This is a genomic window from Embleya sp. NBC_00896 (genome assembly GCF_045207785.1).
GTDB lineage: Bacteria > Actinomycetota > Actinomycetes > Streptomycetales > Streptomycetaceae > Embleya.
On record NZ_CP108776.1, the window covers coordinates 6952398 to 6977494 of the forward strand.

23 protein-coding genes are annotated in these 25097 nt (G+C 71.8%); 15 read left to right on the forward strand and 8 right to left on the reverse strand.

The features are described from left to right. Positions 1-80: 80 nt before the first annotated feature. The gene (gene gdhA, locus OG928_RS31020; RefSeq protein WP_406289902.1) at positions 81-1442 is read right to left on the reverse strand and encodes an NADP-specific glutamate dehydrogenase; all 1362 of its coding nucleotides are present in this window, start codon (positions 1440-1442) and stop codon (positions 81-83) included. 201 nt (positions 1443-1643) lie between these two features. On the opposite strand from gdhA, the gene OG928_RS31025 reads away from it, so the two are divergent. Further along, positions 1644-2621, forward strand: a complete 978-nt coding sequence (locus tag OG928_RS31025; protein ID WP_406289904.1) for a glutamate ABC transporter substrate-binding protein — start codon at positions 1644-1646, stop codon at positions 2619-2621. Positions 2622-2686: 65 nt separating this feature from the next. After that, complete coding sequence (locus tag OG928_RS31030; protein WP_406289906.1) at positions 2687-3604, forward strand: TIGR03619 family F420-dependent LLM class oxidoreductase; 918 nt, start codon at positions 2687-2689, stop codon at positions 3602-3604. 72 nt (positions 3605-3676) lie between these two features. Here the strand turns inward: OG928_RS31030 and OG928_RS31035 are convergent, their stop codons facing one another. Beyond that, entirely contained in the window at positions 3677-4891 is a 1215-nt protein-coding gene (locus tag OG928_RS31035) for a pyridoxal phosphate-dependent aminotransferase (protein ID WP_406291312.1), read from the reverse strand. Between the two features lie 322 nt (positions 4892-5213). Between OG928_RS31035 and OG928_RS31040 the strand changes: the two genes are divergently transcribed. The 5 genes from OG928_RS31040 (at position 5214) to OG928_RS31060 (ending at position 10049) form a co-directional block, all read left to right on the forward strand. Beyond that, complete coding sequence (locus OG928_RS31040) at positions 5214-5720, forward strand: GNAT family N-acetyltransferase (protein ID WP_406289908.1); 507 nt, start codon at positions 5214-5216, stop codon at positions 5718-5720. A 350-nt stretch (positions 5721-6070) separates the two neighbouring features. Continuing rightward, positions 6071-7042: a ketopantoate reductase family protein gene (locus OG928_RS31045; RefSeq protein ID WP_406289910.1), complete on the forward strand. Its 972-nt coding sequence runs from the start codon at positions 6071-6073 to the stop codon at positions 7040-7042. An 88-nt stretch (positions 7043-7130) separates the two neighbouring features. After that, entirely contained in the window at positions 7131-7601 is a 471-nt protein-coding gene (locus tag OG928_RS31050; RefSeq protein ID WP_406286316.1) for a helix-turn-helix domain-containing protein, read from the forward strand. Further along, the gene (locus OG928_RS31055; protein ID WP_406286313.1) at positions 7490-8272 is read left to right on the forward strand and encodes an IS630 family transposase; all 783 of its coding nucleotides are present in this window, start codon (positions 7490-7492) and stop codon (positions 8270-8272) included. The genes OG928_RS31050 and OG928_RS31055 overlap by 112 nt, the downstream gene beginning before the upstream one ends. Before the next feature lie 436 nt (positions 8273-8708). Next, positions 8709-10049 (forward strand): SDR family NAD(P)-dependent oxidoreductase, encoded by a 1341-nt coding sequence (locus tag OG928_RS31060; protein WP_406289912.1) that lies wholly within the window; start codon positions 8709-8711, stop codon positions 10047-10049. 115 nt (positions 10050-10164) lie between these two features. Here OG928_RS31060 and OG928_RS31065 read toward each other — a convergent pair whose 3' ends face one another. Beyond that, a complete protein-coding gene (locus OG928_RS31065; RefSeq protein ID WP_406289915.1) occupies positions 10165-10767 on the reverse strand; it encodes a PadR family transcriptional regulator in 603 nt (200 codons plus the stop codon). 410 nt (positions 10768-11177) lie between these two features. Here OG928_RS31065 and OG928_RS31070 point away from each other — a divergent pair, with 410 nt between their 5' ends. Both OG928_RS31070 and OG928_RS31075 read left to right on the forward strand, forming a co-directional pair. Further along, entirely contained in the window at positions 11178-11504 is a 327-nt protein-coding gene (locus OG928_RS31070) for a hypothetical protein (protein ID WP_406289917.1), read from the forward strand. Positions 11505-11549: 45 nt separating this feature from the next. Then, complete coding sequence (locus tag OG928_RS31075; protein WP_406289920.1) at positions 11550-12020, forward strand: proteasome activator; 471 nt, start codon at positions 11550-11552, stop codon at positions 12018-12020. A 221-nt stretch (positions 12021-12241) separates the two neighbouring features. Here OG928_RS31075 and OG928_RS31080 read toward each other — a convergent pair whose 3' ends face one another. Beyond that, a complete protein-coding gene (locus OG928_RS31080; RefSeq protein ID WP_406289923.1) occupies positions 12242-13114 on the reverse strand; it encodes an AIM24 family protein in 873 nt (290 codons plus the stop codon). Positions 13115-13286: 172 nt separating this feature from the next. Here OG928_RS31080 and OG928_RS31085 point away from each other — a divergent pair, with 172 nt between their 5' ends. Further along, positions 13287-14210 carry an LLM class F420-dependent oxidoreductase gene (locus tag OG928_RS31085; RefSeq protein ID WP_406289925.1) on the forward strand — a complete coding sequence of 308 codons (924 nt, stop codon included), beginning with the start codon at positions 13287-13289 and terminating at the stop codon, positions 14208-14210. Between the two features lie 9 nt (positions 14211-14219). On the opposite strand, the gene OG928_RS31090 is transcribed toward OG928_RS31085, so the two are convergent. Together OG928_RS31090 and OG928_RS31095 are read right to left on the reverse strand one after the other, a co-directional pair. After that, positions 14220-15275 carry an aminotransferase class V-fold PLP-dependent enzyme gene (locus OG928_RS31090; RefSeq protein WP_406289927.1) on the reverse strand — a complete coding sequence of 352 codons (1056 nt, stop codon included), beginning with the start codon at positions 15273-15275 and terminating at the stop codon, positions 14220-14222. A 72-nt stretch (positions 15276-15347) separates the two neighbouring features. Then, positions 15348-15842 (reverse strand): hypothetical protein, encoded by a 495-nt coding sequence (locus tag OG928_RS31095; RefSeq protein WP_406289929.1) that lies wholly within the window; start codon positions 15840-15842, stop codon positions 15348-15350. Positions 15843-16099: 257 nt separating this feature from the next. Here OG928_RS31095 and OG928_RS31100 point away from each other — a divergent pair, with 257 nt between their 5' ends. The 3 genes from OG928_RS31100 to OG928_RS31110 all read left to right on the forward strand — a co-directional run bounded on the left by OG928_RS31100 (position 16100) and on the right by OG928_RS31110 (position 21165). Continuing rightward, a complete protein-coding gene (locus OG928_RS31100; protein ID WP_406289930.1) occupies positions 16100-17566 on the forward strand; it encodes an MFS transporter in 1467 nt (488 codons plus the stop codon). A 228-nt stretch (positions 17567-17794) separates the two neighbouring features. Next, positions 17795-18631: an ABC transporter ATP-binding protein gene (locus tag OG928_RS31105; protein ID WP_406289933.1), complete on the forward strand. Its 837-nt coding sequence runs from the start codon at positions 17795-17797 to the stop codon at positions 18629-18631. Further along, complete coding sequence (locus tag OG928_RS31110; protein WP_406289935.1) at positions 18631-21165, forward strand: FtsX-like permease family protein; 2535 nt, start codon at positions 18631-18633, stop codon at positions 21163-21165. The genes OG928_RS31105 and OG928_RS31110 overlap by 1 nt, the downstream gene beginning before the upstream one ends. 119 nt (positions 21166-21284) lie before the next feature. Here the strand turns inward: OG928_RS31110 and OG928_RS31115 are convergent, their stop codons facing one another. Together OG928_RS31115 and OG928_RS31120 are read right to left on the reverse strand one after the other, a co-directional pair. Continuing rightward, a complete protein-coding gene (locus OG928_RS31115) occupies positions 21285-21959 on the reverse strand; it encodes a response regulator (protein ID WP_406289938.1) in 675 nt (224 codons plus the stop codon). Continuing rightward, positions 21956-23263: a sensor histidine kinase gene (locus OG928_RS31120; protein WP_406289940.1), complete on the reverse strand. Its 1308-nt coding sequence runs from the start codon at positions 23261-23263 to the stop codon at positions 21956-21958. Before OG928_RS31120 ends, OG928_RS31115 begins: the two co-directional genes overlap by 4 nt. Positions 23264-23617: 354 nt before the next feature. Between OG928_RS31120 and OG928_RS31125 the strand changes: the two genes are divergently transcribed. Together OG928_RS31125 and OG928_RS31130 are read left to right on the forward strand one after the other, a co-directional pair. Then, positions 23618-24223, forward strand: coding sequence for a DUF2269 family protein (locus OG928_RS31125; protein WP_406289943.1), 606 nt, complete (start codon positions 23618-23620; stop codon positions 24221-24223). Positions 24224-24315: 92 nt separating this feature from the next. After that, positions 24316-25095: an ABC transporter ATP-binding protein gene (locus OG928_RS31130; protein WP_406289945.1), complete on the forward strand. Its 780-nt coding sequence runs from the start codon at positions 24316-24318 to the stop codon at positions 25093-25095. Positions 25096-25097 lie beyond the last annotated feature (2 nt).

Here is a 25097-nt window from a genome sequence, read left to right on the forward strand (position 1 = left end):
GTGCGGTTCGCGGACGGCCCCCGATGCCGCCGCCCGGCCGACGGGGTCGGCCGGGCGGCGGCATCGGTTGTCCGGGGCGGCTACACCACGCCGAACGCGGTCATCGCCTCGGCGACGCGCAGGAAGCCGGCGATGTTGGCGCCCAGGACGTAGTCGCCCTCGCTGCCGTGCTCGGCCGCGGTCTCCAGGCACGTCGCGTGGATGTCGCGCATGATCGCGCCGAGCTTGGCGTCCGTGTCGGCGAAGGTCCACGACGTGCGGGCCGCGTTCTGCGCCATCTCCAGCGCGGAGGTGGCCACGCCGCCCGCGTTCGCCGCCTTGCCCGGCGCGAACGGCACGCCCGCGGCGCGGAACACCCGTACCGCGTCCGGCGTGCACGGCATGTTGGCGCCCTCCGCGACCGCCACCAGACCGTGCTTGACCAGGTGTGCGGCGGCGGGGCCGTCGAGCTCGTTCTGCGTCGCGCACGGCAGCGCGACGTCGCACGGGACCTCCCAGACCGAGCCGCCCGCGACGTAGCGCGCGTGTGCGACCCGCCCGGCGTAGTCCGCGATCCGGCCGCGCCGGCCCAGCTTGATCTCCTTCAGCAGTTCGAGGTCGATGCCCTTGTCGTCGACGATGTAGCCGGAGGAGTCCGAGCAGGCCACCACGCGCGCGCCGAGCTCGCGGGCCTTCTCGATCGCGAAGATCGACACGTTGCCCGAACCCGACACCACCGCACGCCGATCCACGAGGTCGTCGCCGCGCGCCCGCAGCATCTCGGCCAGGAAGTACACGCAGCCGTAACCGGTCGCCTCGGTGCGCACCTGCGATCCGCCCCAGCCGAGGCCCTTGCCGGTGAGCACGCCCGCCTCGTAGCGGTTGGTGATGCGCCGGTACTGGCCGAACAGGTAGCCGATCTCGCGCCCGCCGACCCCGATGTCACCGGCCGGGACGTCGGTGTGCTCGCCCAGATGCCGGTACAGCTCGGTCATGAACGACTGGCAGAACCGCATCACCTCGGCCTCGGAACGACCCTTCGGGTCGAAGTCCGAGCCGCCCTTGCCGCCGCCGATGCCGAGGCCGGTGAGGGCGTTCTTGAAGATCTGTTCGAAGCCGAGGAACTTGACCACGCTCAGGTTCACCGAGGGGTGGAACCGCAGTCCGCCCTTGTACGGGCCGAGCGCGCCGTTGAACTCGACCCGGAAGCCGCGGTTGACTTGCACCCGACCGGCGTCGTCGGTCCACGGGACGCGGAACATCAGCTGGCGTTCGGGCTCCACCAGCCGCTCCAGCAGTGCCGCGTCGGCGAGTTCGGGGCGCCTGTCCAGCGCCGCGGCGAGGCTTTCCAGTACCTCGTGCACGGCCTGGTGGAACTCGGGCTCGCCGGGGTTGCGGCGGAGCACCTCGTCGAATGTGGCCGCGGCCGGACCGTTCAGGTCGGCGAACGTCTGGGGGCGCATGGGGAATGTCCTTCCGTCGACGGAGCGCGTCGCGATGATCGAGTGCGGTCACGCTACCCACAGCCCCGGCGGACCACGTCGCGGTGGTCACGGTATCCGTTCCGCGGCCGGATCATGCCGCGGGCGGCCCGTCGAAACGTGTGAGGGAACGCCCTCGTTTGTTCGAACGGGCTTGCTGAGATGCTGCAACGTGTGTGGCCAATGAGATCTGACGCAATGCCGCTTCGGGCGGCGATTCTCGGGACAGTGCTGGTGCTCGCCGGGTGCGGGTCGGGAGCGGGGACGGGCGCCGGTGCGGCCGACCCGCCGCCGAGTCCGCGCGCGCCGCTGGAGGTCGGCGTGCCCGACCCGGTGCTGGTGCCTCCGCCCGTGACACCGCCGTGCGACCCGAGGCGCAACCTCACCCCGTCCACGCTGCCCAAGGCGGGCGCGATGCCCGAGGGCACGACCATGCGGGCGATCCAGAACCGCGGCTTCCTCGAGGTCGGCGTGGACCAGAACACCCGGATGTTCTCCGCGCCCAACCCCGACACCCGGGTCTTGGAGGGCTTCGACATAGACGTCGCCCGCGAGGTGGCCGAAGCGATCTTCGGCGACCCGAACCGGGTCCGGCTGCGGGTGATCCCGCCCGGGCAGCGGCTGGACGTGTTGGTGAACCGCAAGGTGGACATGGTCGTGCACACGCTGACCATCACGTGCGACCGCTGGCAGCAGGTGGACTTCTCCAGCGGATATCTGGAGGACTCGCTCCGCCTGCTGGTCCCGAAGAACTCGCCGGTGAAGTCCCTGGAGGACCTCGCGGGCCAGTACGTGTGCGTGTCCAAGAACACCACCCCCGAGCGTCGGGTAGCCGAGTCGAAGGCCCGCGTGTACGAGGTGGCGGACCGGACCGACTGCCTGGTCGCGCTCCAGGAGGGCCGGGTCGCCGCGGTGCACACCAACGCCGCGCTGCTGGCCGGCCTGGCCGAACAGGACCCGCTGCTCAAGATGGTGGGCGAGAGCGACCTGAACGAGGTGAGCGCGATCGCGGTGCCCAAGGGCGAAACCGATTTCGTCCGGTTCCTGAACGCGACGATCGAGCGGATGAAGTCCGACGGGACCTGGCAGCGGATGTACGACCGCTGGTTCCGCGCGGCACTCGGCACGGGCACGCCGCCGAAGACCACCTACAGCGGCTGAACGGGTGGCGGACCGTTGTGGCAGCGGTTACTGACGATGCGTCAGGTCGCTGCTACGTTGCCGCCATGTTCCTTTCGCTCGGACTGCCCACGCACCTGGTCGAGGCCGGCGCCGATCTGATCAGCGCCGAGGCCGTGATGGAGATGTCCCGCGCGGCCGAGTCCGCCGGGTTCGACGCGGTCTTCACCACCGACCACCCGTTCCCCGGCGACCAGTGGCTGGCCCACGGTGGCCACCACACGCTCGACCCGATGGTCACGCTGTCCTTCGCGGCGGCCGCCACGACCGGGCTGCGCCTGCACACGAACCTGTTCGTGCCGGCGTATCGGAACCCGTACCTGTCGGCGAAGATGATCTCCTCGCTCGACGCGCTGTCCGGCGGCCGGGTGATCCTGGGCGTGGGCGCGGGCTACCTGGAGCCCGAGTTCGCGGCCCTGGGCGCCGACTACGCCAACCGCAACGACGTCCTGGACGACGCGCTGCGGGCGATGCGTGCGGCCTGGACCGGTGAGAGCGTGGCCGGCAACACGATGCGGCCGCGCCCGGCGCAGGCGCGGATCCCGGTGTGGGTGGGCGGCAACAGCAAGCGCGCCATCCGCCGGGTCGTGGACCTGTGCGACGGCTGGCTGCCGATGCCGGCCCCGGCCGGCGCGTCCAAGTACCTCAAGACACCGGGCCTGGAGACGCTGGCCGACCTCGGGGCGCGGCTCGACTACGCCCGCGAGTACGCCGCCTCGGTCGGCCGCACCGATCCGATCGACGTCACCTTCATGCCGCGCGGGATGAGCATGTTCGACGGCGACGGCATCGACCACGAGGCGATCGTCGCGGACCTGACCGAACAGGCCGAGGCGGGAGTCACCGGGGTGACCCTGACGCTGCCGGCCACGACGCGCGCGCAGTACCTGGAGCAGACCGCCGCGTTCGGTGAACTGGTGGTCCCGCGGGTCAAGAAGCTGACGGTGCGCCGGCTCCTGGCCTGAGTACGACGATCCCGGCGCCGCCGGGTGCGCGGGCGGCGCCGGGATCGTCGGGGTGGAGCAGGTGCGGGCCTTCTACTGGCCGTAGGACCCGATGAACTCGCCGATCCGGCCGATCGCGTCGGTCAGGTCGTCGACCTGGGGGAGCGTCACGACACGGAAGTGGTCCGGCTGGTGCCAGTTGAACCCGGTGCCCTGCACGACCAGGATCCGCTGGCTCTGGAGCAGGTCGAAGACGAACTTCTCGTCGTCGAGGATCTTGCAGACGTCCGGATCGATCCGCGGGAACGCGTAGAGCGCGCCCTTGGGCTTGACGCAGGTCACGCCGGGGATCGAGATCAGCGCCTCGTACGCGGCGTCGCGCTGCTCGTGCAGCCGGCCGCCGGGCAGGATCAGGTCGTTGATGCTCTGGTAGCCGCCGAGCGCGGTGGCGATCGCGTGCTGCGAGGGCACGTTCGCGCACAGGCGCATGTTGGCCAGGATGTTCAGGCCCTCGATGTAGCTCGACGCGTGCCGCTTGGGCCCGGACAACATCAGCCAGCCGGAGCGGAAGCCGGCCACCCGATACGCCTTGGACAGGCCGTTGAAGGTCAGGCACAGCAGGTCGGGCGCGAGCGAGGCCAGCGGTACGTGCACGGCGTCGTCGTAGAGGATCTTGTCGTAGATCTCGTCGGCGAGGAGGAGGAGACCGTGTCGCCGGGCGAGGTCGACGATGCCTTCGAGGATCGCCTGCGGGTAGACCGAACCGGTCGGGTTGTTCGGGTTGATCACCACGATCGCGCGAGTGCGGTCGGTGATCTTGGCCGCGATGTCGTCGAGGTCGGGATACCAGTCGGCGCCCTCGTCGCACAGGTAGTGCACGGGCGTGCCGCCGGACAGGCTCACCGCGGCTGTCCACAGCGGGTAGTCCGGCATCGGCACGAGCACCTCGTCGCCGTTGTTCAACAGCGCCTGGAGCGACATCACGATCAGCTCGGACACGCCGTTGCCGATGTAGACGTCGTCGACGTCGACGCCCTCGATGCCGCGCGTCTGGTAGTGCTGGACGACCGCCCGGCGGGCCGTGAGCAGGCCCTTCGAGTCGCAGTAGCCCTGCGCGGCCGGCAGGTTGCGGATCATGTCGTGCAGGATCTCGTCGGGTGCCTCGAAGCCGAACGGCGCGGGGTTGCCGATGTTCAACTTGAGGATGCGGTGACCCTCGTCCTCGAGGCGTTTCGCCTCGTCGAGAACCGGTCCGCGGATGTCGTAACAGACGTCCGCGAGCTTGCCCGACTGGCGCAGCTCGGGCAGCGGACGATTCTGTCGATGCGACAACTCTTCGACGCTCACCTGGATATCTCCTCCTCGCAGGGCAATCGCCCGCGCGTCCTCGTGCACACGGTGGGCGGGCGACCCTTGGGAGTGTTCCACGCCGGAGGCGGCGTACGCAGTGGGATATTTGCCACGTGCGGCCTCGGCACGTAGTCGGCACGGGGGGTCGGTACCGGGCCGATACGTGCTCGGGACACGGAATCACCGTGCGGCAGACGGTAGCCAAAAGTTCATCCGGACGTTCCCCGGAGAGCACATCCGGGTCGCCCGGACGGCGCATGCGGGGTGCCACGCTGCCGCAATGGACGTGTCGTACTTCTACGGAACAGCGGGCGAAATCGACGCCGTGAGTCTGTACCGGCTGCTGACGCTGCGCAGCACGGTCTTCGTCGTCGCACGCCGGCAGCCCTGGCTCGATCCCGACGGGCGCGACATCGAGCCCGGTACGACACACCTGTGGGCCGAACACGAAGGTGTCACCGTCTCGACCATGCGGCTGACCGCCGAGGGTGACGGGGTGCTGCGGATGGGACGCGTGTGCACGCTGCTGTCGTATCGCCGGCAGGGGCACGCCACGTTCCTGCTCGGGCACGCGCTGGTGATCGCGGGCGCGCGTCCGGTGATCTCCGACGTGTACGCGCGCAGCGCCGACTGGTTCATCCGGCGCGGGTTCGAGCCGCGCGGCGGTCGCACCGTCGTCGACGGCGAGGCGCACACCTCGATCCAGCACGTGCCCGCGGCCCGGCGGGCGGCCACCGGTACGGGCTCCCGCGCGGCCGGCTACGTGCCCGCCTGGACCTCCGCCTGACCCGGATCGGTCGGACCCACCCGCCCCGGTCCGGGAACGCCGCACGCGTGTCCCCGTGACCGCGATCGCCTCGGTCAGGCCGGCGCGGTGTGGTGCCGCACGGTGCTGTGTGGTGCGGTGTGGCGCGGTGTGGACGAGCGGTGTGAACGAGGGGCGGAACAGGCGGCACGCGGGCGGGTGTTCGAGCGTTGTTCGAATCTGTTCGAGTCCGGTTCGCGGTGCCTTCCCCGATGTGCCCCCGGAACCCGTTCGGGGACTCTCGCGCGGGCCCGAAAACCGGTGGGCCCGTGGACCCCACGACGGTGCCGGGACGTGTTTGGATGGGGCCTCGCGTCGGGGAGGGATCGGCCATGCGCTTTGTAGTCCTGGGGGCCGGGGCAGTCGGCAGCGTCCTCGGCGCTCGCCTCTCGCAGGCGGGGCACGACGTGCACCTGGTGGGGCGACCCGACCACGTCGAGGCCATCCGGGAGCACGGTCTGCGGGTCGAGTCCCCGGACGGCGCGGACGTCGTACGGATTCCCGCGGTGAGCGAGGTCGCCGAGCTGGAGCCGCTGCTGGACTGGGCCGACGTGGACGCGGTCGTGCTCTGCGTCAAGTCGCACGACACCGCCGAGGCACTGCGCGGGCTCGCCCGGCACGCCGACTCCGCCGTCCCGATCGTCTGCGCGCAGAACGGCGTGGCCAACGAGGACATGGCGCTGCGTCTGTTCGCGAACGTGTACGGCGTCCTCGTCGCCTGCCCCACCGCCTACCTCGAACCGGGCGTCGTGCGCGCGTACTCGTCGCCGGTGGCCGGGGTCCTCGACATCGGCCGCTACCCGCACGGTCGCGACGCGTTCTCGGCCCAGGTGTCACGTGTCCTGTCCGGCGCCGGCTACGGCTCCGAGGTGCGCGCGGACATCACCGCGTACAAGTACGGCAAGCTCGTCACCAACCTCGGCAACGCGGTCGAGGCGCTGTGCGGACCCAGCGCGCGCGGCGGGAACCTGGACCGGCTCGCGATGGACGAGGCCCGCACGGTGCTGTTCTCGGCGGGCATCCACGCCGCGTTCGCACCGACGAGCGCGCTCGTACAGGTACGCCCCGTGGGCGGCGAGCGTCGCCCCGGCGGCTCGTCGTGGCAGAGCCTGTACCGGCAGACCGGCGGGATCGAGACCGACTACCTCAACGGCGAGATCGTCCGGATCGGCCGCCTGCACGGTGTACCGACCCCGGTCAACGCCGAATTGCAACGCTCGGCGAACCGACTGGTGGCGGTCGGCGGGGCACCCGGCTCGGTGTCCGAACTCGACCTGCTGCGCGCGGTGGTGGACGGCCGCTAGTAGCGTGTCGCTGCTTAGATATGGCGTGTCTGGTTGGGAGGTTGGTGTCTGGCAGATTCCTTCCCCTTTGCCAGACGGGACTGTTGTCATGGGTTCGCAGAAAAAGCGGCCGGTCAGGTTGACCGCGCAGGATCGCGAGGAGTTGGTCCGGGTGACCACGACGGGTGTTCGTGGGGCCTCGATGATCATGCGCGCGCGGGTGCTGCTTGCGCTGGATGCCTCGGTGGGTGAGGCGGATCCCAAGGAGGTGATCGCGGCCCGGCTCGGCGTCTCCGGTGAGACATTGCGGCTGGTCGCCAAGCGTTTCGCCGAGACCGGTGGCGATGTTCACGCCACGATCGCGCGGAAGAAGCGCGACCTCCCGCCGGTGCCCTCGCCGGTGACCGGTGAGGTCGAAGCCCGGCTGATCGCGATGGCGTGCTCACAGCCACCCCAGGGCCATGCCCGGTGGTCGCTGCGGCTGCTGGAGAAGCACGTCGCGCTGGTCGAGGACATCCCCGATCTGGACCACTCCACCATCGGACGGGTCTTAAAAAAACGGAACTGCGTCCTCATCTGAAGAAGTGCTGGACCATCCCACCACGAGCGAACGCGGAGTTCGCGGCCCGGATGGAAGACGTACTGGCCGTCTACGCCCGGCCCTATGACCCGGCACGTCCGGTGGTGTGCATGGACGAGAAGCCCTACCAGCTCCTCGACCATGCCCGCGACCCGCTTCCGGCCCGCCCGGGTCACGACGCCCGCCAGGACAGCGAGTACATCCGCCGCGGCACGTGCTCGATCTTCATGTGGGTCGAACCCCTGCGCGGGTGGCGCCGAGTTCAGGCACTGTCCCAGCGGACCCGGATCGACTGGGCCGGCCAGGTCAAGCACCTGCTGAGCGTGGATTACCCCGACGCCGAGGCCGTGGTGCTGGTGATGGACAACCTCAACACCCACGGCATCGCCTCACTGTACGAGGCATTCGACCCGGAAGAGGCCTTCGCACTGGCCCAACGCCTCAAGATCCACCACACACCCAAACACGGGTCATGGCTCAACATCGCCGAGATCGAACTCTCCGCGCTGACCCGGCAATGTCTCGACCGCCGGATCGGCGACCTCGACATCCTCAACACCGAACTCTCCGCCTGGCAGAACGCCACCAACACCGACCAACGTCAGGTGGACTGGCAGTTCACCACCCACGACGCACGCATCAAACTGCGCCACCTCTATCCCAAGAATTAGCTGCGACGGACTACTAGTGCCGCGCCCGGCAACGTTTGCCCCGTCGCGGCGCAGGGCACGGCCCCTCGACGCACCGCCGAAACGTCCAAGTACTCCAGTACGAGAACGTTCCGGCGGCACGCCAAGGAACCGCACCGAACACCGCGACGGGGCAAACGTTGCCGGGCGCGGCACTAGTCCTCGCGCTGACCGCCGGACCGGCCGGAAAAGCCGATGACCGGCGGGTCGGCGCGTCGCTAGCCTGAGCGCCGTCGGCAAGTCGCGCCGACGACACTTCCGGCATCCGTCGGCGCCCGTCCGTACCGGTCCGCATCCGCGAAGGGAGCGAATTCCGATGGCCTCCTCCGGTGAGCCCGGTGACGCCCGCTTCGCGGATCCCGCGGAGCCATAGGGTTCGCCGTCACGATCGCCGCACGTCCTCGGGGGGAACACCGCCATGACCGACTCGGACACACTGCCCCGACCCCCGTCCCTCGAGGAGTGCCTCGCCGTGCTCGGCGCGCTGTCCGACCTCGCGCCGGACGCCCCCGAGCGGCGGCGGATCGAGCAGGTGCTCGCGTCCTTCGTCCGCTCCGGGCGACATCGGCGCCGGGCCGAGCGGCGCGAGCTGCGGTCGCGGCAGCGGCAGGAGGTGACCGAGCGCACCGCGACGGGCGCGGCGGATCGGGTCGAGGACCTCCCGCTCGACGACGCGGGACTGCCCTCGTGCGTCGGGGTGGTCGAGGCGGGCCTGCGCTGCTACGTCTGCAAACTGCCCTACCGGCGGGTGGACGGCTTCTATCACCTGCTGTGCCCGCCGTGCGCCGTGGAGAACCGGCAACGCCGGCGCGCCCGCACCGATCTGACGGGGCGGCTGGCGCTGGTCACCGGCGGCCGGGTCAAGATCGGCTACGAGCTCGTGCTCAAACTCCTGCGCGACGGCGCGGAGGTGATCGTGACCTCGCGCTTCCCGCACGACACGCACGAGCGCTTCGCCGCGGCCCCCGACCACGACGAGTGGGCGCATCGCCTGCGGGTGCACCCGATCGACCTGCGCGACCTCGGCGGCCTCGTCGCGTGGTGCGATCGACTCGTCGAGGAGGGGCGCCCGCTCGACATCCTGGTCAACAACGCGGCGCAGACGATCCGGCGCCCCGCCGCGGCGTACGCGCCGCTGCTCGCGGCGGAGCGGGCCGCGCTCGGCCCGGGGGCGTTCGACGTCGCCCTCGGCGAGCCGCCGGCCGCCGGCTCCGACCCGGTCTCCACCGCACTCGTGCCGGCGCTGACCGCGGCCGGTCTGGTGCCCGATCGGGCCCCGACCAACTCGTGGTCCAAGCGGGTCGACGAGGTGGATCCGGTGGAGCTCCTGGAGGTCCAACTCGTCAACGTGACGGCGCCGTTCGTCCTGGTCAGCCGATTGTTGCCGCTGCTGCGCCGGTCGGGGCACGAGCGGCGGTACATCGTGAACGTGTCGGCGGTGGAGGGCCAGTTCGGGCGCGAGTACAAGGCGCCGGGGCACCCGCACACCAACATGGCCAAGGCCGCGCTGAACATGCTCACCCGGACGAGTGCGGCGGACCTGGCCGCGCACGGCGTGTACATGACGAGTGTCGACACCGGCTGGATCACCGACGAGAAGCCGCATCCCGACAAGGAGCGGGTCGCGGCGCACGGGTTCCGCACGCCGCTCGACATCGTCGACGGCGCGGCCCGGGTGTACGACCCCGTCGTGCGCGGGGAGGGCGGAGAGCCGTTGTTCGGGTGCTTTCTGAAGGATTACCGGGTCGCGCCCTGGTGAGCGCGCCGGGTGCCGCCGTGCGGGCGGCGCCGGGTCCCGGCGGGTCGATCGCGGTTCCGGTGCGGGGCGGGTGCCCCGCACCGGACGCTGCGATCGCTGTGCGGGCCGGGCGACATCAGTCGGCTTCGGCCAGGATCAGGTAGAGCCGCTTGCGGGTGTCCGTGACGACCTCGAGGGCCTTGGCCCGCTGCGCCTCGGTGCCGTTCATCATCAGCTGGCGCAGCGCGTCGCCGATGCCGTGCATCGCCGAGCGCAGGTCGTGGACCGCCTCGAAGTCGACGCCGCGGCTCGCCTCGTCCCAGGGCTTGGTGCCCTCGGGGATCCGCGCGGCCTCCTCGCGGCCGGCGTCGGTGAGGGTGAACAGCTTGCGGCCGCTGCCCTCGACGCCTTCGAGCACGCCCTCGTCCTCCAGGAGCTGGAGGGTCGGGTAGACCGAGCCGGGGCTGGGCTTCCACACGCCGCCGGTGCGCTCGCCGATCTCCTGGATCATCTCGTAGCCGTGCATCGGCCGTTCGGTGAGCAGGGCCAGGATCGAGGCCCTGACGTCGCCGCGCCGGGCGCGACCACGCCCGCGGCCTCGGCCGCGCCCTTCCGGTCCGCCGCGCCCGCCGTGGCCGTGCCCGCGTCCCCACGGGCCGGGGCCGGGCGGGCCCCACGGCCCGAAGGCCGGACGGTTCTGTCGTTCATCGCCCCAGGCGGGGCGTCCTTTGCGGTGCATGAGGTTTCTCCTTGGTGTTTTTTGCTGCCTGTGATTTCCCGGTGATCATCATGATGACGATCTTCCAGTAAGCATCGCGATCGTTCGCGATGGCTCAACGATATATCGGAAGACAGTCGTTCGCAAGCATCCGGTGTCGTCCGGTGTCGTTCGGCTCGGATGGGGCAGGGTGAGGCGACGGCCGAAGGGCGCGTGGTCGGAACAGGCCGCGCGTTCGTGGGAACTGCGCTCGGTCGCCGAGCGTCCTTTCGGTGCGCGGTGTTGATGCCTCGTCAGGCCGGGGCGACCCTTCGCAGCATCTCCACGGAATCCGCACGAGGTGGACCCACCAGACGTGTTGGGCGAGCCTCGCTTACGGGTAGATTTCGGTTGATTGCTCTTGGTGAGCAACCTGACGTGGGGAGAGGGATGTGTGGACCTGGTTGGCGGTAGGAGTGGCCGCATACCTGGCGTTCCTCGCGTGTGTGATCGTGGTGCTCCGGGCCGCCAAGGCGCGGGGGCGGGCCGAGCGGGCCGCCGACGTGCCGACGCCGGTGGAGCCGGCGCCCGCGGCGCCGTCGCCCGGGGTGCCCCCGCGAGGGGACGCGCCGCCCGATCACCCGGCGCCCGAGGGGCCCGCCGAGGCCGAGGCGGGGCGGGCGCACCCGGTGCCCGAGGAGCCCGAGGAGCCGGTGCGGTCGGCCGGTCCGGACCCGTCCGGGCCGCCGAATCCGCCGACCGAACGGGCGCGGAGCTGACCGCCGCCGCGTTTTCCGCAGTCGAGCGCAGGGTAGGCGCGGCCCATGGTCGAACCGATTGTCACCACCGCCCGCGAAGGAGACGACCAGCGTCCGATCGGTGAGCTGGTCCCGGCCCCCGACCGCGTCATGCGTGTCGCCGAGATGATCCGCCACCTGTTGGAGGAACTGCGCGACGCGCCGTTGGACGAACCCGGCCGCGATCGTGTGCGGGTCGTCTACGAGCGTTCGCTGCCCGAGTTGCGACGCTCGCTGGCCCCCGACCTGTACGAGGAACTGGAGCGCCTCACCGAGCCGTTCGCCGGCATCCAGACCCCGAGCCTGGCCGAACTGCGGATAGTGCAGGCCCAGTTGATCGGCTGGCTGGAAGGGCTTTGGGGCGGGATCCGGCTGACCCTGATGCTGCGTCAGGGCGCCGACGGGGCGCCGCAGCAGATGCTCGGCGCGCCGAACCAGGGGTTCGGTGCCCCACAGGAGGCAATGCCGGCGACGGAGGACGGCGGCTCGTATCTGTGACTGTGCCAAGCCGATGGGCACGTCGGCCGAGCACCGCGGAGTCGCCACGATGACCGAGCAGGCTTCCCCCGAGACGCGTTACGAGTTCGACCGGGACACGACGTGCGTGCCACGTCCGGACGAACCGGGCGTCCTCGACACCGTTCAGTCGGCTCGCGTGCCGCGGCGGCGGACGCGGGCCTGAGCCGGGCCGGGGCGAGCCCTCGGGTCGGATCGCTCGATCAGCGTGGGCCGTACGGCCCCGGCGGCGGGCCGTACGGGCCCTGGGGGCCATGGGGACCCGGCGGACCCGGCGGGCCCTGCGGCCCCGGGCCGTAGGGGCCGGGCGGGGGCGTGCCGTGCGGACCGCCGGGCCCGCCCCACGTGTTGCCCTGGAAGCCGTCGCGGCCCATCCCGAACCGGTTGCCCTGCGCCGCGATCGTGTTCACCGGCAGCACCTCGCTCGGCTGGACCACCACGTAGCCCTCGCCCATGAAGGCGATCGTCCAGCCCTCGCCGCTCTGCCGGCGCCGCCGCCAGACCCGCTGCGACGTGGTCTGCGCCTGCAGGCTGGTGCGCAGTCCGGCCGTCCACGCGATCACGGCGTCGGCGTCCGCGAACACCTCGCGGTCCGACGACGCGCGCAGCACGAGCGGCGCGCCCGACGTGGTGATCGCGATCCGACCGGTCCCGCCGATCTGCATCGAATAGGCGCCCATGCCACCGACGTTGTAGCCCGCGTCGATCTGGACGACGCCCCAGTTCAACGTGTTGTCGAGGGCCAGGACGTTCTCGTCCTCGATGATCAGCGCGTCGTTGTGCAGATTCAGGATGTGGATGCTCTGCGCCTGGTTGGCGAGGTAGACCGTGCCGTGCCCGTGGCACCGCATCAGGTCCAGCATGTCGCCGGTCAGCGCTCCGGTGCGCAGCTCGGCCGCGCTCTGGAACGCGCCCTCGAACTGCACGTTGCCCTGGTAGGCCACCATCGCCCCCTTGCGGGCCAGCACCTCGGTGCCGACCTCGGGGGACAGGAGGACCCGGAGCATGTGCGCGTTCTGCAGGCTGTAGCGCTCTGCGGACTGGGTCACTGCGTGGTTGAACAGCGGACTCTGCACGATCTCTCCGACGGATCCGGCAAACGGCTTGTGGGGGGCAGGACCATGATTCCGCGTCCACGGTTCCCGCGGAAACCAAGGACGGCCCATGGAAACGCGGACGGTCCATTCTCCGCGCGTTAGGGTTTGCCCGAACCGATTGTCACAGCGTTACAGAACCCGGGAGCGCACCATGACCACACCGGCCGGCACCCACCAGCCCGTCCCCGACCTCGGCCGGATCGGCCTGTGGACCGCCACGCTCGACTTCATGCCCGTGTCCCGGCTGCGCGAGGTGGTGGCCGAACTCGACGAACTCGGCTACGGCGCGCTGTGGTGGGGCGAGACCGTGGGCCGGGAGGCGTTCACGCAGGCGATGCTGGTCCTGGGCGCCGCGCCGCGGATCGCCGCCGCGACCGGCATCGCCAACGTGTGGGCCCGGGACGCGATGGCCGCCAACGCGGCGGCGCGAACCGTGCACGACGCGTACCCCGGACGCTTCCTGACCGGCCTGGGGGTCAGCCACGGCCCGCTCGTGGAGGGACTGCGGCCGGGCGGGCGCACGTACGAGAAGCCGCTCGCGCACATGCGGGGCTACCTCGACGCGATGGACTCCGCGCTGTACCTCGCGGCCGCCGCCGACACCCCGCGCCCCGCGCGCGTACTCGCGGCGCTGGGCCCGCGCATGCTCGACCTCGCCCGCGAGCGGGCCGAGGGGGCGCACACGTATCTGGTCACCCCCGAGCACACCGCCGAGGCCAGGGCGGCCCTGGGCGCGGACCGCCTGCTCGCGGTGGAGCAGGCCGTCGTCCTCGGGACCGACCGCGAGACGGTCCTGCGCCGGGGCCGGGAGCACCTGAAGCTGTACATGGGCCTGCCGAACTACCGCAACAACTGGCTGCGGCTCGGCCTGACCGAGGACGACTTCGCCGCCGGCGGCAGCGAGCGGTTGGTGGACCGGCTGGTGGTGTCGGGCGACGAGACGGCGGTCCGCGCGGGCGTGGAGGCACAGCTGGCGGCCGGCGCGGACCACGTGTGCGTGCAGGTGCTGGGCGAGTCGATGGGCGAGGTCCCGACGGACGACTGGCGGTCGCTGGCGGGGGCGCTGCTCGACTGAGGACGGGGGTCAGGCGGTCAGCGCGGCGATCGCGGCGTCGGCGTCCGCGGTGGTGTTGTACAGGTGGAAGGCCAGGCGCACTCGCCCGGCTCGGACCGAGGCGCGGATGCCGGCGGCGTCCAGGCGCGCCTTGGCCTGTGGCGCGTCGACCGAGACGATCGCGCTGTCGGTGGGGGGCAGGCCCAGGCCGGTCAGGAAGCGGTTGGCGAGGGTGACGTTGTGGGTGTGGATCCGCTCGACGCCGATCCGCTCGACCAGGTCCAGGGCGGGGGCCGCGCCGACCTGGCAGAACCAGGCGGGGGAGGTGTCGAAGCGGCGGGCCGTCTCGGCCAGGCGCAGCGGGGGGCCGTAGTAGGCGTCCGCGCCGGGCGCGCCGGCGTACCAGTTCGCGGCGTGGGGGAGGGTGCGCTCGGCCTGTTCGGGGGCCACGTAGCCGTAGGCCGCGCCGCGGGGGGCCATCAGCCACTTGTACGCGCTGACCACGAAGAGGTCGTAGCGCGTCGCGTCGATCGGGAGCCAGCCGCAGGCCTGGGTGCCGTCCACGAAGACGGCCGCGCCGTGTGCTCGCGCCGCCGCGACGATGTCCGCTTCGGGGGCGATCGAGCCGTCCGAGGACTGGACGAGGCTGAACGCGACGGCGGTGGTGCGCTCGTCGATCGCCGTGGCGAGCTTGGCCGCAGGGACGGTGACGACCTCGACGCCGCGGGCCTCCTGGACCAGCCAGGGGAAGAGATTCGAGGTGAACTCGATGTCGGGGACGAGCACGCGCGCGCCCGGGGGCAGCGCGGCGGCGAACGGTGCGAGCAGGCCCGAGGCGGTCTGGCCGGCCATCACGGCGTCGACCGGGGCGCCGACGAGGCGTGCGAAGCAGGCTCGCGCGCGCTCGCCGGCGGCCTGCCACGCGTCCATGTCGGAGCGGCCGAGCCGCCACGCCTCCTGGGCGGCCGTCATGGCCGCGTACGCGGTGTCGGGCGGCATGCCGTGGCTCGCGGTGTTGAGCCAGCCGGGTTCCACGCTCCACCGCGAGCGGGCTCGGGCCGGGTCCAGGTGCGAGTCCATGTCCATGTGTCGACCCTAGGGGCCCGGCCTCGGCGTGGGACAAGGGCCAATCCGACTCGGGTGGCCCGGGGCGGTCCGCTATTGCGGGTCGGCGGTGCCGCCCGGGTTTCCGTCGGTGCGGGCGGCCAGCCAGTCGGGCCATGGGACGGGTGGGTTCGGGAGCGGGGTGATGTCGCGTTCGGCGCACAGGCGCTCGAAGCCCTCGCGGTCGGCGGGCACCGCGCGCGGGTCGCCGCACATCACCTCGTACAGGGTCGCGCCCTCGGGCCCGGCGATCAACGGGCCGAACGCGGCGCCCTGTTCGAGCGTGATGTGGGTGCCGGTCGGGCACGGGCGGTCGCCGATCAGCACCTCGCCGTCGAGGACGAAGACGTAGTGCTCGGACATGTGACCGTGTCGCTCGACCACCACGCCCGCGTCGTAGCGGGCGTAGATGACCAGTCGCTCGGGGGACCACTCCAGGAATTTCTCCCAAACCGACGTGCGCCGGCCGCCGTGCGACTGGGCCTTGACCTCGTGCCACGGGGTCTCGGAAATGTGGGTGATGCGCAGTTCGGGCTCTCGATCCGCCACGGGGTTGCCCTCCCAGGAAGTGACGATGCGTCAGATCGATCTTGACACACGTCGTGGTCGTGAAGTTTTGCCCGTGTTTCCTGCGTATTGACGAGTTCTGCGCCCCGAATTCTTGCGCGGAATTTACCCCCCGGCCCCCCGGGGTGGTGATCAAGTGTTCGGAGGACGCTTAAAGTCGGTTGATACACCCAACCATGAGCTCTGTCGCGGGTCATCGTTCGTCCGTGTCGGTGTCCCGTACACGTAAGGAACCAGTTTTGAAGAGCGCGCAGCAGGCGCCGTCCGCCACTGTCCCGCCCGCCTCCACCGCAACCTCCGTCGCGACCGCCCCCGCAGGCGGGTCCCGGACGGGGTTCGTCCTGCTCGTCCTGATCATGGGCGCGCTGACCTACTCACTGCTCCAGTCGATGCTGGCGCCGGCGCTCCCGCAGATCCAGACGGAGATCGGCGCGACCGCCGACGCGACCTCGTGGCTGATGACCGGCTACCTGCTGTGTGCTTCGGTGACCACGCCCATCCTCGGGCGGCTTGGCGACATGTACGGCAAGAAGCGCCTGTTCGTGTTCACCATCGCCATGCTCGCGGTCGGGTCACTGGTCTGCGCGCTGGCCGACTCGGTGGGTCTGATGATCATCGGCCGGGTGATCCAGGGCTTCGGCGGCGCGGTCTTCCCGCTGTCGTTCGGCATCGTGCGGGACGAGTTCCCACCGGAGCGCCGGGCCGGGGCGATCGGCCTGATGTCCGCGATCATGGGCATCGGCGGCGGCATAGGCATCGTGGTGACCGGTCCGATCATGGATCACCTGTCGTACCACTGGCTGTTCTGGATCCCGATGATCGTGTGCGCGGTCACCGCGACCGCGTCGTGGTTCCTGATCCCCGACTCGCCGGTCCGGGTGAAGACGAGGATCCACTGGCTCGGCGGCGCGTTGTTGTCGCTCGGCCTGGTCGGCGTCCTGCTCGCGCTGAGCAAGGGCGAGTCCTGGGGCTGGGGTTCGACCAGGATCGTCGGACTGTTCGTCGCCGGGTTGCTCTTCCTCGGGCTGTGGGTGTTCGCCGAGTCGCGCGCGGCCGAACCGCTCGTGGACATGCGGGTGATGCGGCTTCGCGGGGTGTGGGCGACCAACCTCGGCGGCCTGCTCGTGGGCTTCTCGATGATGGCCGGCATGCTGCTCGTCCCGCGCTTTCTCCAGATGCCGGAGAGCACCGGCTACGGCTTCGGGACCAGCGTGACGGTCTCCGGCCTGTACGTGCTGCCGCAGGCGTTCGCGATGCTGCTGATCGGCCCGATGGCGGGCGTGATCGACAAGCGCTTCGGTTCGAAGATGGCGATGGTCGCCGGGTGTGTGCTGATGGCCGCGGGCTTCACGTTCCTCGCGATCGCGCACACGAGCGGATGGCACATCCTGGCCGCGTTGTTCGTGTTCGGCATCGGCATGGGGCTCGCGATGTCCGCGATGGCCAACCTCATCGTCGGCTCCGTGCCGGTCGAGCAGACCGGCATCGCGACCGGCATCAACACGATCGCGCGCACCGTCGGCATGTCCTGCGCGAGCGCGATCTCCACGACGCTGCTCACCGCCAACCCCGGCCCCGGCGGGCTGCCCGCCGAGCGCGGGTTCGTGCTCACCTTCGTGTGCGCGGCCGTCGCCGCGATCGTGGCGCTCGGCGTCACGTTCGTGGTGCCGAACCGGGCGAAGCCGGCCGCGCGCCCCGTCGCCTGAGCGCCGTGCCGTGGGGTGCCGCGGCCGGAAACTCCACCGAGTCTCGGCCTCCGGCATGGTGCCTCGACGCACCGCCCAAGCGTCCCGGTACCGCGGCTCCGGTCCCCGGTACAGGGTGGGGCTGCCCCCACCGCCGATCCCCGTGGTCGCACCCTCGTGCCGGACACCCCTCTCTCCGTAGCGTCGAACCTGTTGGTTTCACCAGGTGTGCGAAACGCAGGAGGCGGCATGTTCGGGCGAGGCAGTCGTGGTGCACGACGGGGAAAGCAGCAGGACGTCGCGCACCCCCTGCACCAGGGGGCGCCCGCGTCCGTCGACTGCGCCGTGCGCCTCGACGGTGTGACCAAGGTGTACGGGCGCGGCAGTTCGGCCGTGCACGCGCTGCGCGGTATCGACCTGGCGATCCCCAAGGGCACGTTCACCGCCGTGATGGGCCCGTCCGGGTCCGGCAAGAGCACGTTCCTGCACTGCGCCGCCGGCCTGGACCGGCCGGACGGCGGGCGGGTGTTGCTCGGCACCGACGACCTGACCGCGATGAAGGAGAACGAGCTCACCCGGCTGCGCCGGACCCGGCTCGGCTTCGTCTTCCAGGCCTTCAACCTGCTGCCCTCGCTCACCGTCGAGAAGAACGTGCTGCTCCCGCTGCGCCTGGCCGGCGAGCGGGCACCGAGCCGGCGGGCCGCCGAGGTGCTCGCGATGGTCGGTCTGGACCGGCACGCCCGGCGCCGGCCCGCCCAGTTGTCCGGTGGTCAGCAGCAGCGCGTGGCGATCGCCCGCGCGCTGGTCACCCGGCCCGACGTGCTGTTCGCCGACGAGCCGACCGGGGCGCTCGACACCACGACCGCCGCCGAGGTGCTCGCGCTGCTCCGGTCGGCCGTGGACACCACCGGCGCGACGATCGTCATGGTCACCCACGACCCGGTCGCGGCCTCGTACGCGGACCGCGTGGTCTTCCTCGCCGAGGGGCACCTCGCGGGCGAGCTGTACCGGCCCACGCCCGAGGCGGTCGCGGCCCGGATGGTCGACCTCTCGCAGATCACGACGCGGCAGAGGCAGGCGGCCTGATGTCCCTCCTTCGACCCAACGGACTCGCGCGCACCTCCGTGCGCTTTCGACCCGCGTCGTTCGCGGGCTCGTTCGTGGCCCTGCTGTTCGCGGCGATGCTGGTCACGATGTGCGGCGTCTTCATGGAGAGCGGCCTTCGCGCGGACGCGGAGCCGGACCGGTACGCCGACACCCCGGTCCTGGTCAGCGGGCCGGACAAGGTGAGCAAGCGGCTCGGGAGCGGTGACGACGCGCACACCGAGCGGCTGCCGCTGCCGGAGCGGACCCGGATCGACGCGGCGCTCGCGGCCCGCGTCGCGGCCGTGCCCGGGGTGGCCTCGGTCATCCCCGACCTGACCTTCCCGGCGCAGACCGACCACGGCGTGGTGGACGGGCACGGCTGGTCCTCGGCAACGCTGGCGGGCACACGCGGGGGAACCGCTCCCGGCCCGGGCGAGGCCGTGCTGACCACGGCCGCGGCGGGATCGGCCAAGGTCGGCGACACGATGCGGGTGACCACGCCCGGCGGCGAGGTCGCGTTGCGGCTGGCCGCGGTGCTGCCGGGAGCCGGCGCGCACCTGTACGTCGCCGACGCGGACGCCGGGCGGCTGGCCGGGCACCCCGGCCGAGTGACCGCGATCGGCGTCATGCCGGCGGCGGGCGCGGACACCGGGAAGGTCGCCCGGGACGTGCGGGCCGCGCTCGGCGGTACCGGCGCCCGGGTGTCCACCGGGGACGACCGGGGCGCGGTCGAGTACACCGACCTCGGCGCCACGAAGGAGATGCTCACCGCCATCGGCGGCAGCCTGGGCGGGATCGTGCTCTCGGTGGCGATCTTCGTGGTCGCGGGCGCGACCGCGCTGTCGGTCCACCAGCGGCGCCGCGACATCGCGCTGCTGCGGGCGGTCGGCGCGACGCCGTGGCAGATCCGCCGGATGATCGCGACCGAGACCGGGCTCGTGGCGCTGGTCGCGGGCCTGCTCGGGGCGCTGCCGGGGGCGCTGCTCGCCCGGTGGTGGTTCGACGGGATGGACGATCGCGGGCTGATCGCGCACGGCGTCGAGCTGTCGGTCGGCCCGATCCCGATGCTGATCGCGGTCGGGTCGGGCGTGCTCACCGCGCTGTTCGCGGGGCTGCTCGCGGCCCGGCGCAGCGCGAAGATCCGGCCCACCGAGGCGCTCGGGGACGCGGCGAGCGAGCGCGTGTTCGTCGGCTGGATCCGGCTCGTGCTCGGGCTCGGCGCGCTCGTCGGCGCGAGCCTCCTGACGCGGTTCGCCATGAACGCGACCGGCGACGACGCGGTGGGCGCGGCGGGCGGCACGATCATGCTGTTCATGGTCGCCATCGGGCTGCTCGGGCCGCTACTGGCGCACCTGTTCGTGTCGGTGATCGGGTGGATCGGGAGCCTGTTCGGAACCACCGGGCAGCTCGCGTTCGACAACGCGAGGGCCAACTCGCGGCGGCTCGCCTCGGCGATCACACCGATCGCGTTGGCGGTCGCGTTCGCCGCGACGTTGAGCTTCATGTTCGCGGCCGACGACCACCACGCGCTGGAGCAGTCCCGCGCCGCGGTCACCGCCGACCGGGTGCTGGCCGGGCCCGGCTTCGCCGCCCAGACCACGGAGGCGGTGGCCCGCGTCCCCGGCGTCGCGTCGGTGACGTCGGTGCTGAACACGTCGGTCGTGGTGGTCCGGGACGACAGCCTGCTCGCGCAGAGCGCGCAGGGGGTCGGCGGCACGACCGAGGACCTCGCCACCGTCCTGGACCTGGGGGTGCGCGAGGGCGGCACGGACGCACTGCGGCTCGGCGCGCCGCAGCCCGAGGGCGGTGCGGTCGCGTTGGACAAGCAGACGGCCTCGGCGCTGGACGCGAAGGTCGGCAAGCCGGTGTCGATGTGGCTCGGGGACGGGACCCCGATCAATCCGGTCGTGGTCGCGATCTACGAGCGCGGACTCGGCACCGCGACCGTGACGCTGCCGCGGGCCGCGGTGGAAGGACACGTGGAGGCGGCGTTCGACAGCCGGCTGCTGGTGCGGTTCGCCGACGGTGCGGACCGGGCGGGCACCGGGGCGGCGCTGACGAAGCTGACGCAGCGTCATCCGGGGGCTTCGGTCACGGACCGGTCCGGATACGCCGCGCGGGTGGACAAGGACCGCGAGACGAACAAGTGGCTGAACTACGTCATGCTGGTGATCCTCGCGGGCTTCGCCACGATCGCCGCGATCAACACCATGGCGGTCACCACGGCGGCGCGCGGGCGTGAGCTCGGGCTGATGCGGATGATCGGCAGCACCCGTGCTCAGGTCCGCTCGGTGGTCCGGCGGGAGGCGATCATGGTCGGCGTGATCGGCCTGGGGCTCGGCATGGCGGTGACGATGGCGACACTCGTGCCCTACAACAAGGGCGCGTTCGACACCACGACCCCGTACGTGCCGGTGCCGCTGTGCCTGGCGATCTCCGCCGCGGCGCTGCTCCTGGCCCCGCTGACGGTGGCTCCGATGACCCGCCGGCTGCTCCGGATGGCCCCGATCGACGCGGTCGGCGCGAAGGAGTAGGCGACCCGGGAGCGGGGCGCCGGGAGCGGGAGCGCAGGCGAGCGCCGGACGGGCCGAAGGTCGGCCGGTCCGGCGCTCGCCGTTCCGCGGTGGCGGTACGCCGTCGCGTCCGGGCGTGTTCAGGGCGCGGTGCGGCCCGGGGTGACGAGGCCGGTCTCGTAGGCGAAGACGACGAGTTGGGCGCGGTCGCGCACCGAGAGCTTGGTCATCGCGCGGCTGACGTGCGTCTTCGCGGTGAGCGGACTGAGCACGAGATGCTCGGCGATCTCGTCGTTGGACAGGCCGCGGCCGACCAGGCCCACGATCTCGCGCTCGCGCTCGGTGAGCAGGGCCAGTTCGGCGTCCGGCGGGGCCGAGCGGCGGGTGGCGGTCGCCGCGTACTCCTCGATCAGCCGGCGGGTCACGGTGGGCGAGAGCAACGCGTCGCCGGCCGCGACCACCCTTACCCCGCGCAGGAGTTCGGCCGGTTCGGTGTCCTTGACCAGGAAGCCGCTCGCGCCGTTGCGGAGCGCCTCGAAGACGTACTCGTCGAGGTCGAACGTGGTCAGGATGACCACCCGGACCTCGGTCAGCGCCGAATCCGCCGCGATCACCCGCGCGGCTTCGAGCCCGTCCACGCCGGGCATGCGGATGTCCATCAGCACGACGTCGGGGCGCAGTTCGCGGGTCAGCCGGACGGCCTCGGCCCCGTCGCCGGCCTCGCCCACGACCTCCATGTCGGCCTGCGCGGACAGCAGCGCCCGAAACCCGCCGCGCACCAGCGCCTGATCGTCGGCCAACACCAACCTGATCATCCGTCCCCCTCGATCGGCTTCGTGGTTCCGCCGCCGGTCGCCGCCGGTTCGGGCGTCGACGGCCGCTCGTCATCATGCCCGGTCGGGCGGTCCCCGTAGGGGAGGTGGGCCTGCACGTGGAACCCGCGCCCCGGGACCGGCCCCGCCACACAGTGCCCGCCCAGCGCCGCGGCCCGCTGCCGCATGCCGTGCAGCCCGTTGCCACCGGAGGTGAGCACGTCGACGGGCGCCCGCCGACGTTCGCCGGCCGGGGCGTGGCCGTTGTCGCGGATCGCGACGTCCAACCCCGTCGGGCCGTAGTCCACCCGCACGACGGCCTCGCTCGCGCCCGCGTGCCGCAGCGTGTTCGTCAGGGCCTCCTGCACGATGCGGTACGCCGCCAGGTCCACCGGCGCGGTGAGCGGCCGGGGCGTGCCGGCGCGCTCGACCCGGACCGTCAGACCGCCGGCCGACGTGCGCGCGATGAGGTCGTCGAGATGGTCCAGGCCCGCCGTGGGCGCGCGCGGCGCACCGTCGGGACCGGACCGGTCGGCCGAATCGCCCTTGAGAATCTCCAACACCGAGCGCAGCTCGCCCAGCGCCTCGCGGCTCGCGTACTTGACCGCGGTCAGCGCCTCGCGGGCCTGCTCCGGCGACGAGTCCATGAGCTCCAGGCCCACCGACGCCTGCACGTTCATCAGCGAGATGTGGTGCGCGAGCACGTCGTGCAACTCGCGTGCGATCCGCAGCCGTTCGTCGCCCGCCCGGCGCCGCTCGGCCTCGGCCAGACCGAGCGACTGCACGCGCGCCCGCTGCGCCTCCGCGGCGCGATACGCCTTGCGCAGCCGGAGCATCTCGCCGATGCCCGCGAGCACGAGCAGCCACGCGGCCAGACCGAGCCCGGGCCCGAGGCCGCTGGTCGCCTGGGAGGTCACCAGCGGCGAGATCCAGACGAACCCGGTGTAGCCGATCGCCAGGACCACGTACGCCACCAGGCGTAGGCCGGCGGCGAACGCGCCGAACAGCGCGATGATCATCGCGAGGAAGAGCGGGCCGCGCGGATAGTCGAGCATCGTGTAGAGCAGCGCCGAGCCGACCGTGGTCAGCAGCACCGCGGCGGGAAAGCGCCGGCGGACGATCAGCGACAGCGGGCCGAACGCGAGCAGGAACACGCCGAGCGCGTCCAGGTGTTGCGGTCCGGACGCCTGGTGACTCGCCGCGAACGACATCGTGCCCAGCGTGAACGCGCACACCGCGAGCGCGACGACGACATCGCGCACGCGCTGCGGCACGGGACCGTTGGTGAGCGTGAGGCGGTGCACCACGCGTCGCGCCCCGGATCGAATCGATGGCCACTTCATACGACCACGGTAGGTGGCACGAGGGGCGTCGCGCGTCGGCCGGCCGAGGGCTCGTCGGCTGCTCCCCAGGGAGCAGATCACGCTCGTGCGCCTGCTTCGCAGGGAGCAGGAAAACCCCGGTCGGCGGCCCCTTCGACCTGCCGGGGCAGCACGAGCGGTGCCTCCCCGGGCCGGACGCCCGCCGGGCCCGGGATCGAGAGAGTTGAACCCGTCGACGAGACCGGATCGGACTTCCGAACCGCACCTCGCCGGCGTGGTCGCCCGGCTCGTCCGTCCCGGCCACGCGTCCCCGTTCCGATTCCTTCTCCGGAGGCCGCCGTGAGTACGACTGCCACACCGACCGCCCGTCGCTTCCCGCGAGGGGTCCGCAGGGCCGTCAACTCCGGGCACGTGGTCTTCGCGGTGGGCCTCCTGGGCCTGGAGTGGGCGATGATGCTGTTGAGCGTCGTGGCCCGCTCCACGGATGACGCGACCCTGCGGCACAGCGCCTATCGGCTCATTCGGGTGCTCGCCCTCACCAGCGGCATCCCGTTCGCGGTGCTGTCACTGATCACCGGTGTCCTGCTGTGCCTCTACACGCCGTGGGGGCTGTGGCAGCACCTGTGGATCAAGGTGAAGATCGTGCTGCAGCTCGCGGTGATCGTCACCGGCGCCGTGGTGGTCAGCCAGTTCGTGCACCGCCTGATGTCGGCCGCCGCGCCCGGTGGCGACGCCGACGCGCTGCCGACGCTGCAGACCTGGCACCTGGCCGCGGTGATCTTCCAGATCCTCGCGTTGATCGCCGCGTCGGCGCTGTCCGTCTTCAAGCCCTCCGGGAACCGGCGCACCCGCAAGCCGGGGGCCGCCGACCGCACCCGCCGCCGCGACACCGACCGGGCGACCGACCCCGCGGACCCCGCGCGCGAGCGCGCCGTCGCGCGCTGATCGGCCCCTTCCCGTCCTCCCGGCCACATCCGTTCCTTCGGCACGCCCACATCGACGTCCACGTCCCTTCCGCACTCCTCACAAGGATTGTCATGAACACGAGCACCGACCCCACCGACCGCTACGCGGCCCGCACCGTGTGCGTCTCGCGCGTACACGGCGAAGGCGACACCACCGTCCGTGCCCTGGACGACGTCACGATCGGCTTCGCCCGCGGCCGGTTCACCGCCGTGATGGGCCCCTCGGGGTCCGGCAAGTCCACGCTGCTGCACTGCCTCGCCGGCCTCGACGACGTGACCGAGGGCGAGGTCTACCTCGGCGACACCGAGCTCGGTTCGCTGACGGACCGTCAACTCACCAGACTGCGCCGGGACCGGATCGGCTTCGTCTTCCAGGCGTTCAACCTGCTGCCCACGATGACCGCGCTGGAGAACATCGTGCTGCCGGCCTCCCTCGCCGGTCGCAAGCCCGACCTCGGCTGGCTCGACCGGGTCGTCTCCGCGGTCGAGTTGGAGCAGCGCCTGCACCACCGCCCGGGCGAGCTGTCCGGCGGGCAGCAGCAGCGCGTCGCGGTCGCCCGGGCGCTGGTCGGGCGGCCCGAGATCGTGATGGCCGACGAGCCGACCGGCAACCTCGACTCGCGCTCCGGCGCCGAGGTGCTCGCGCTGCTTCGCGACGCCGTCGACGAGCTCGACCAGACTGTCCTGATGGTCACCCACGACCCGGTCGCGGCCGGCTACGCGGACGCCGTGGTGTTCCTGGCCGACGGCCGGATCGCGGACCACATGGAGAACCCCACGCCGGATCGCGTCCTCGACCGCATGAAGGCCTTCGACCGCGTCGCCGCCGGCGTCGGCACCCGAGGGGAATGACA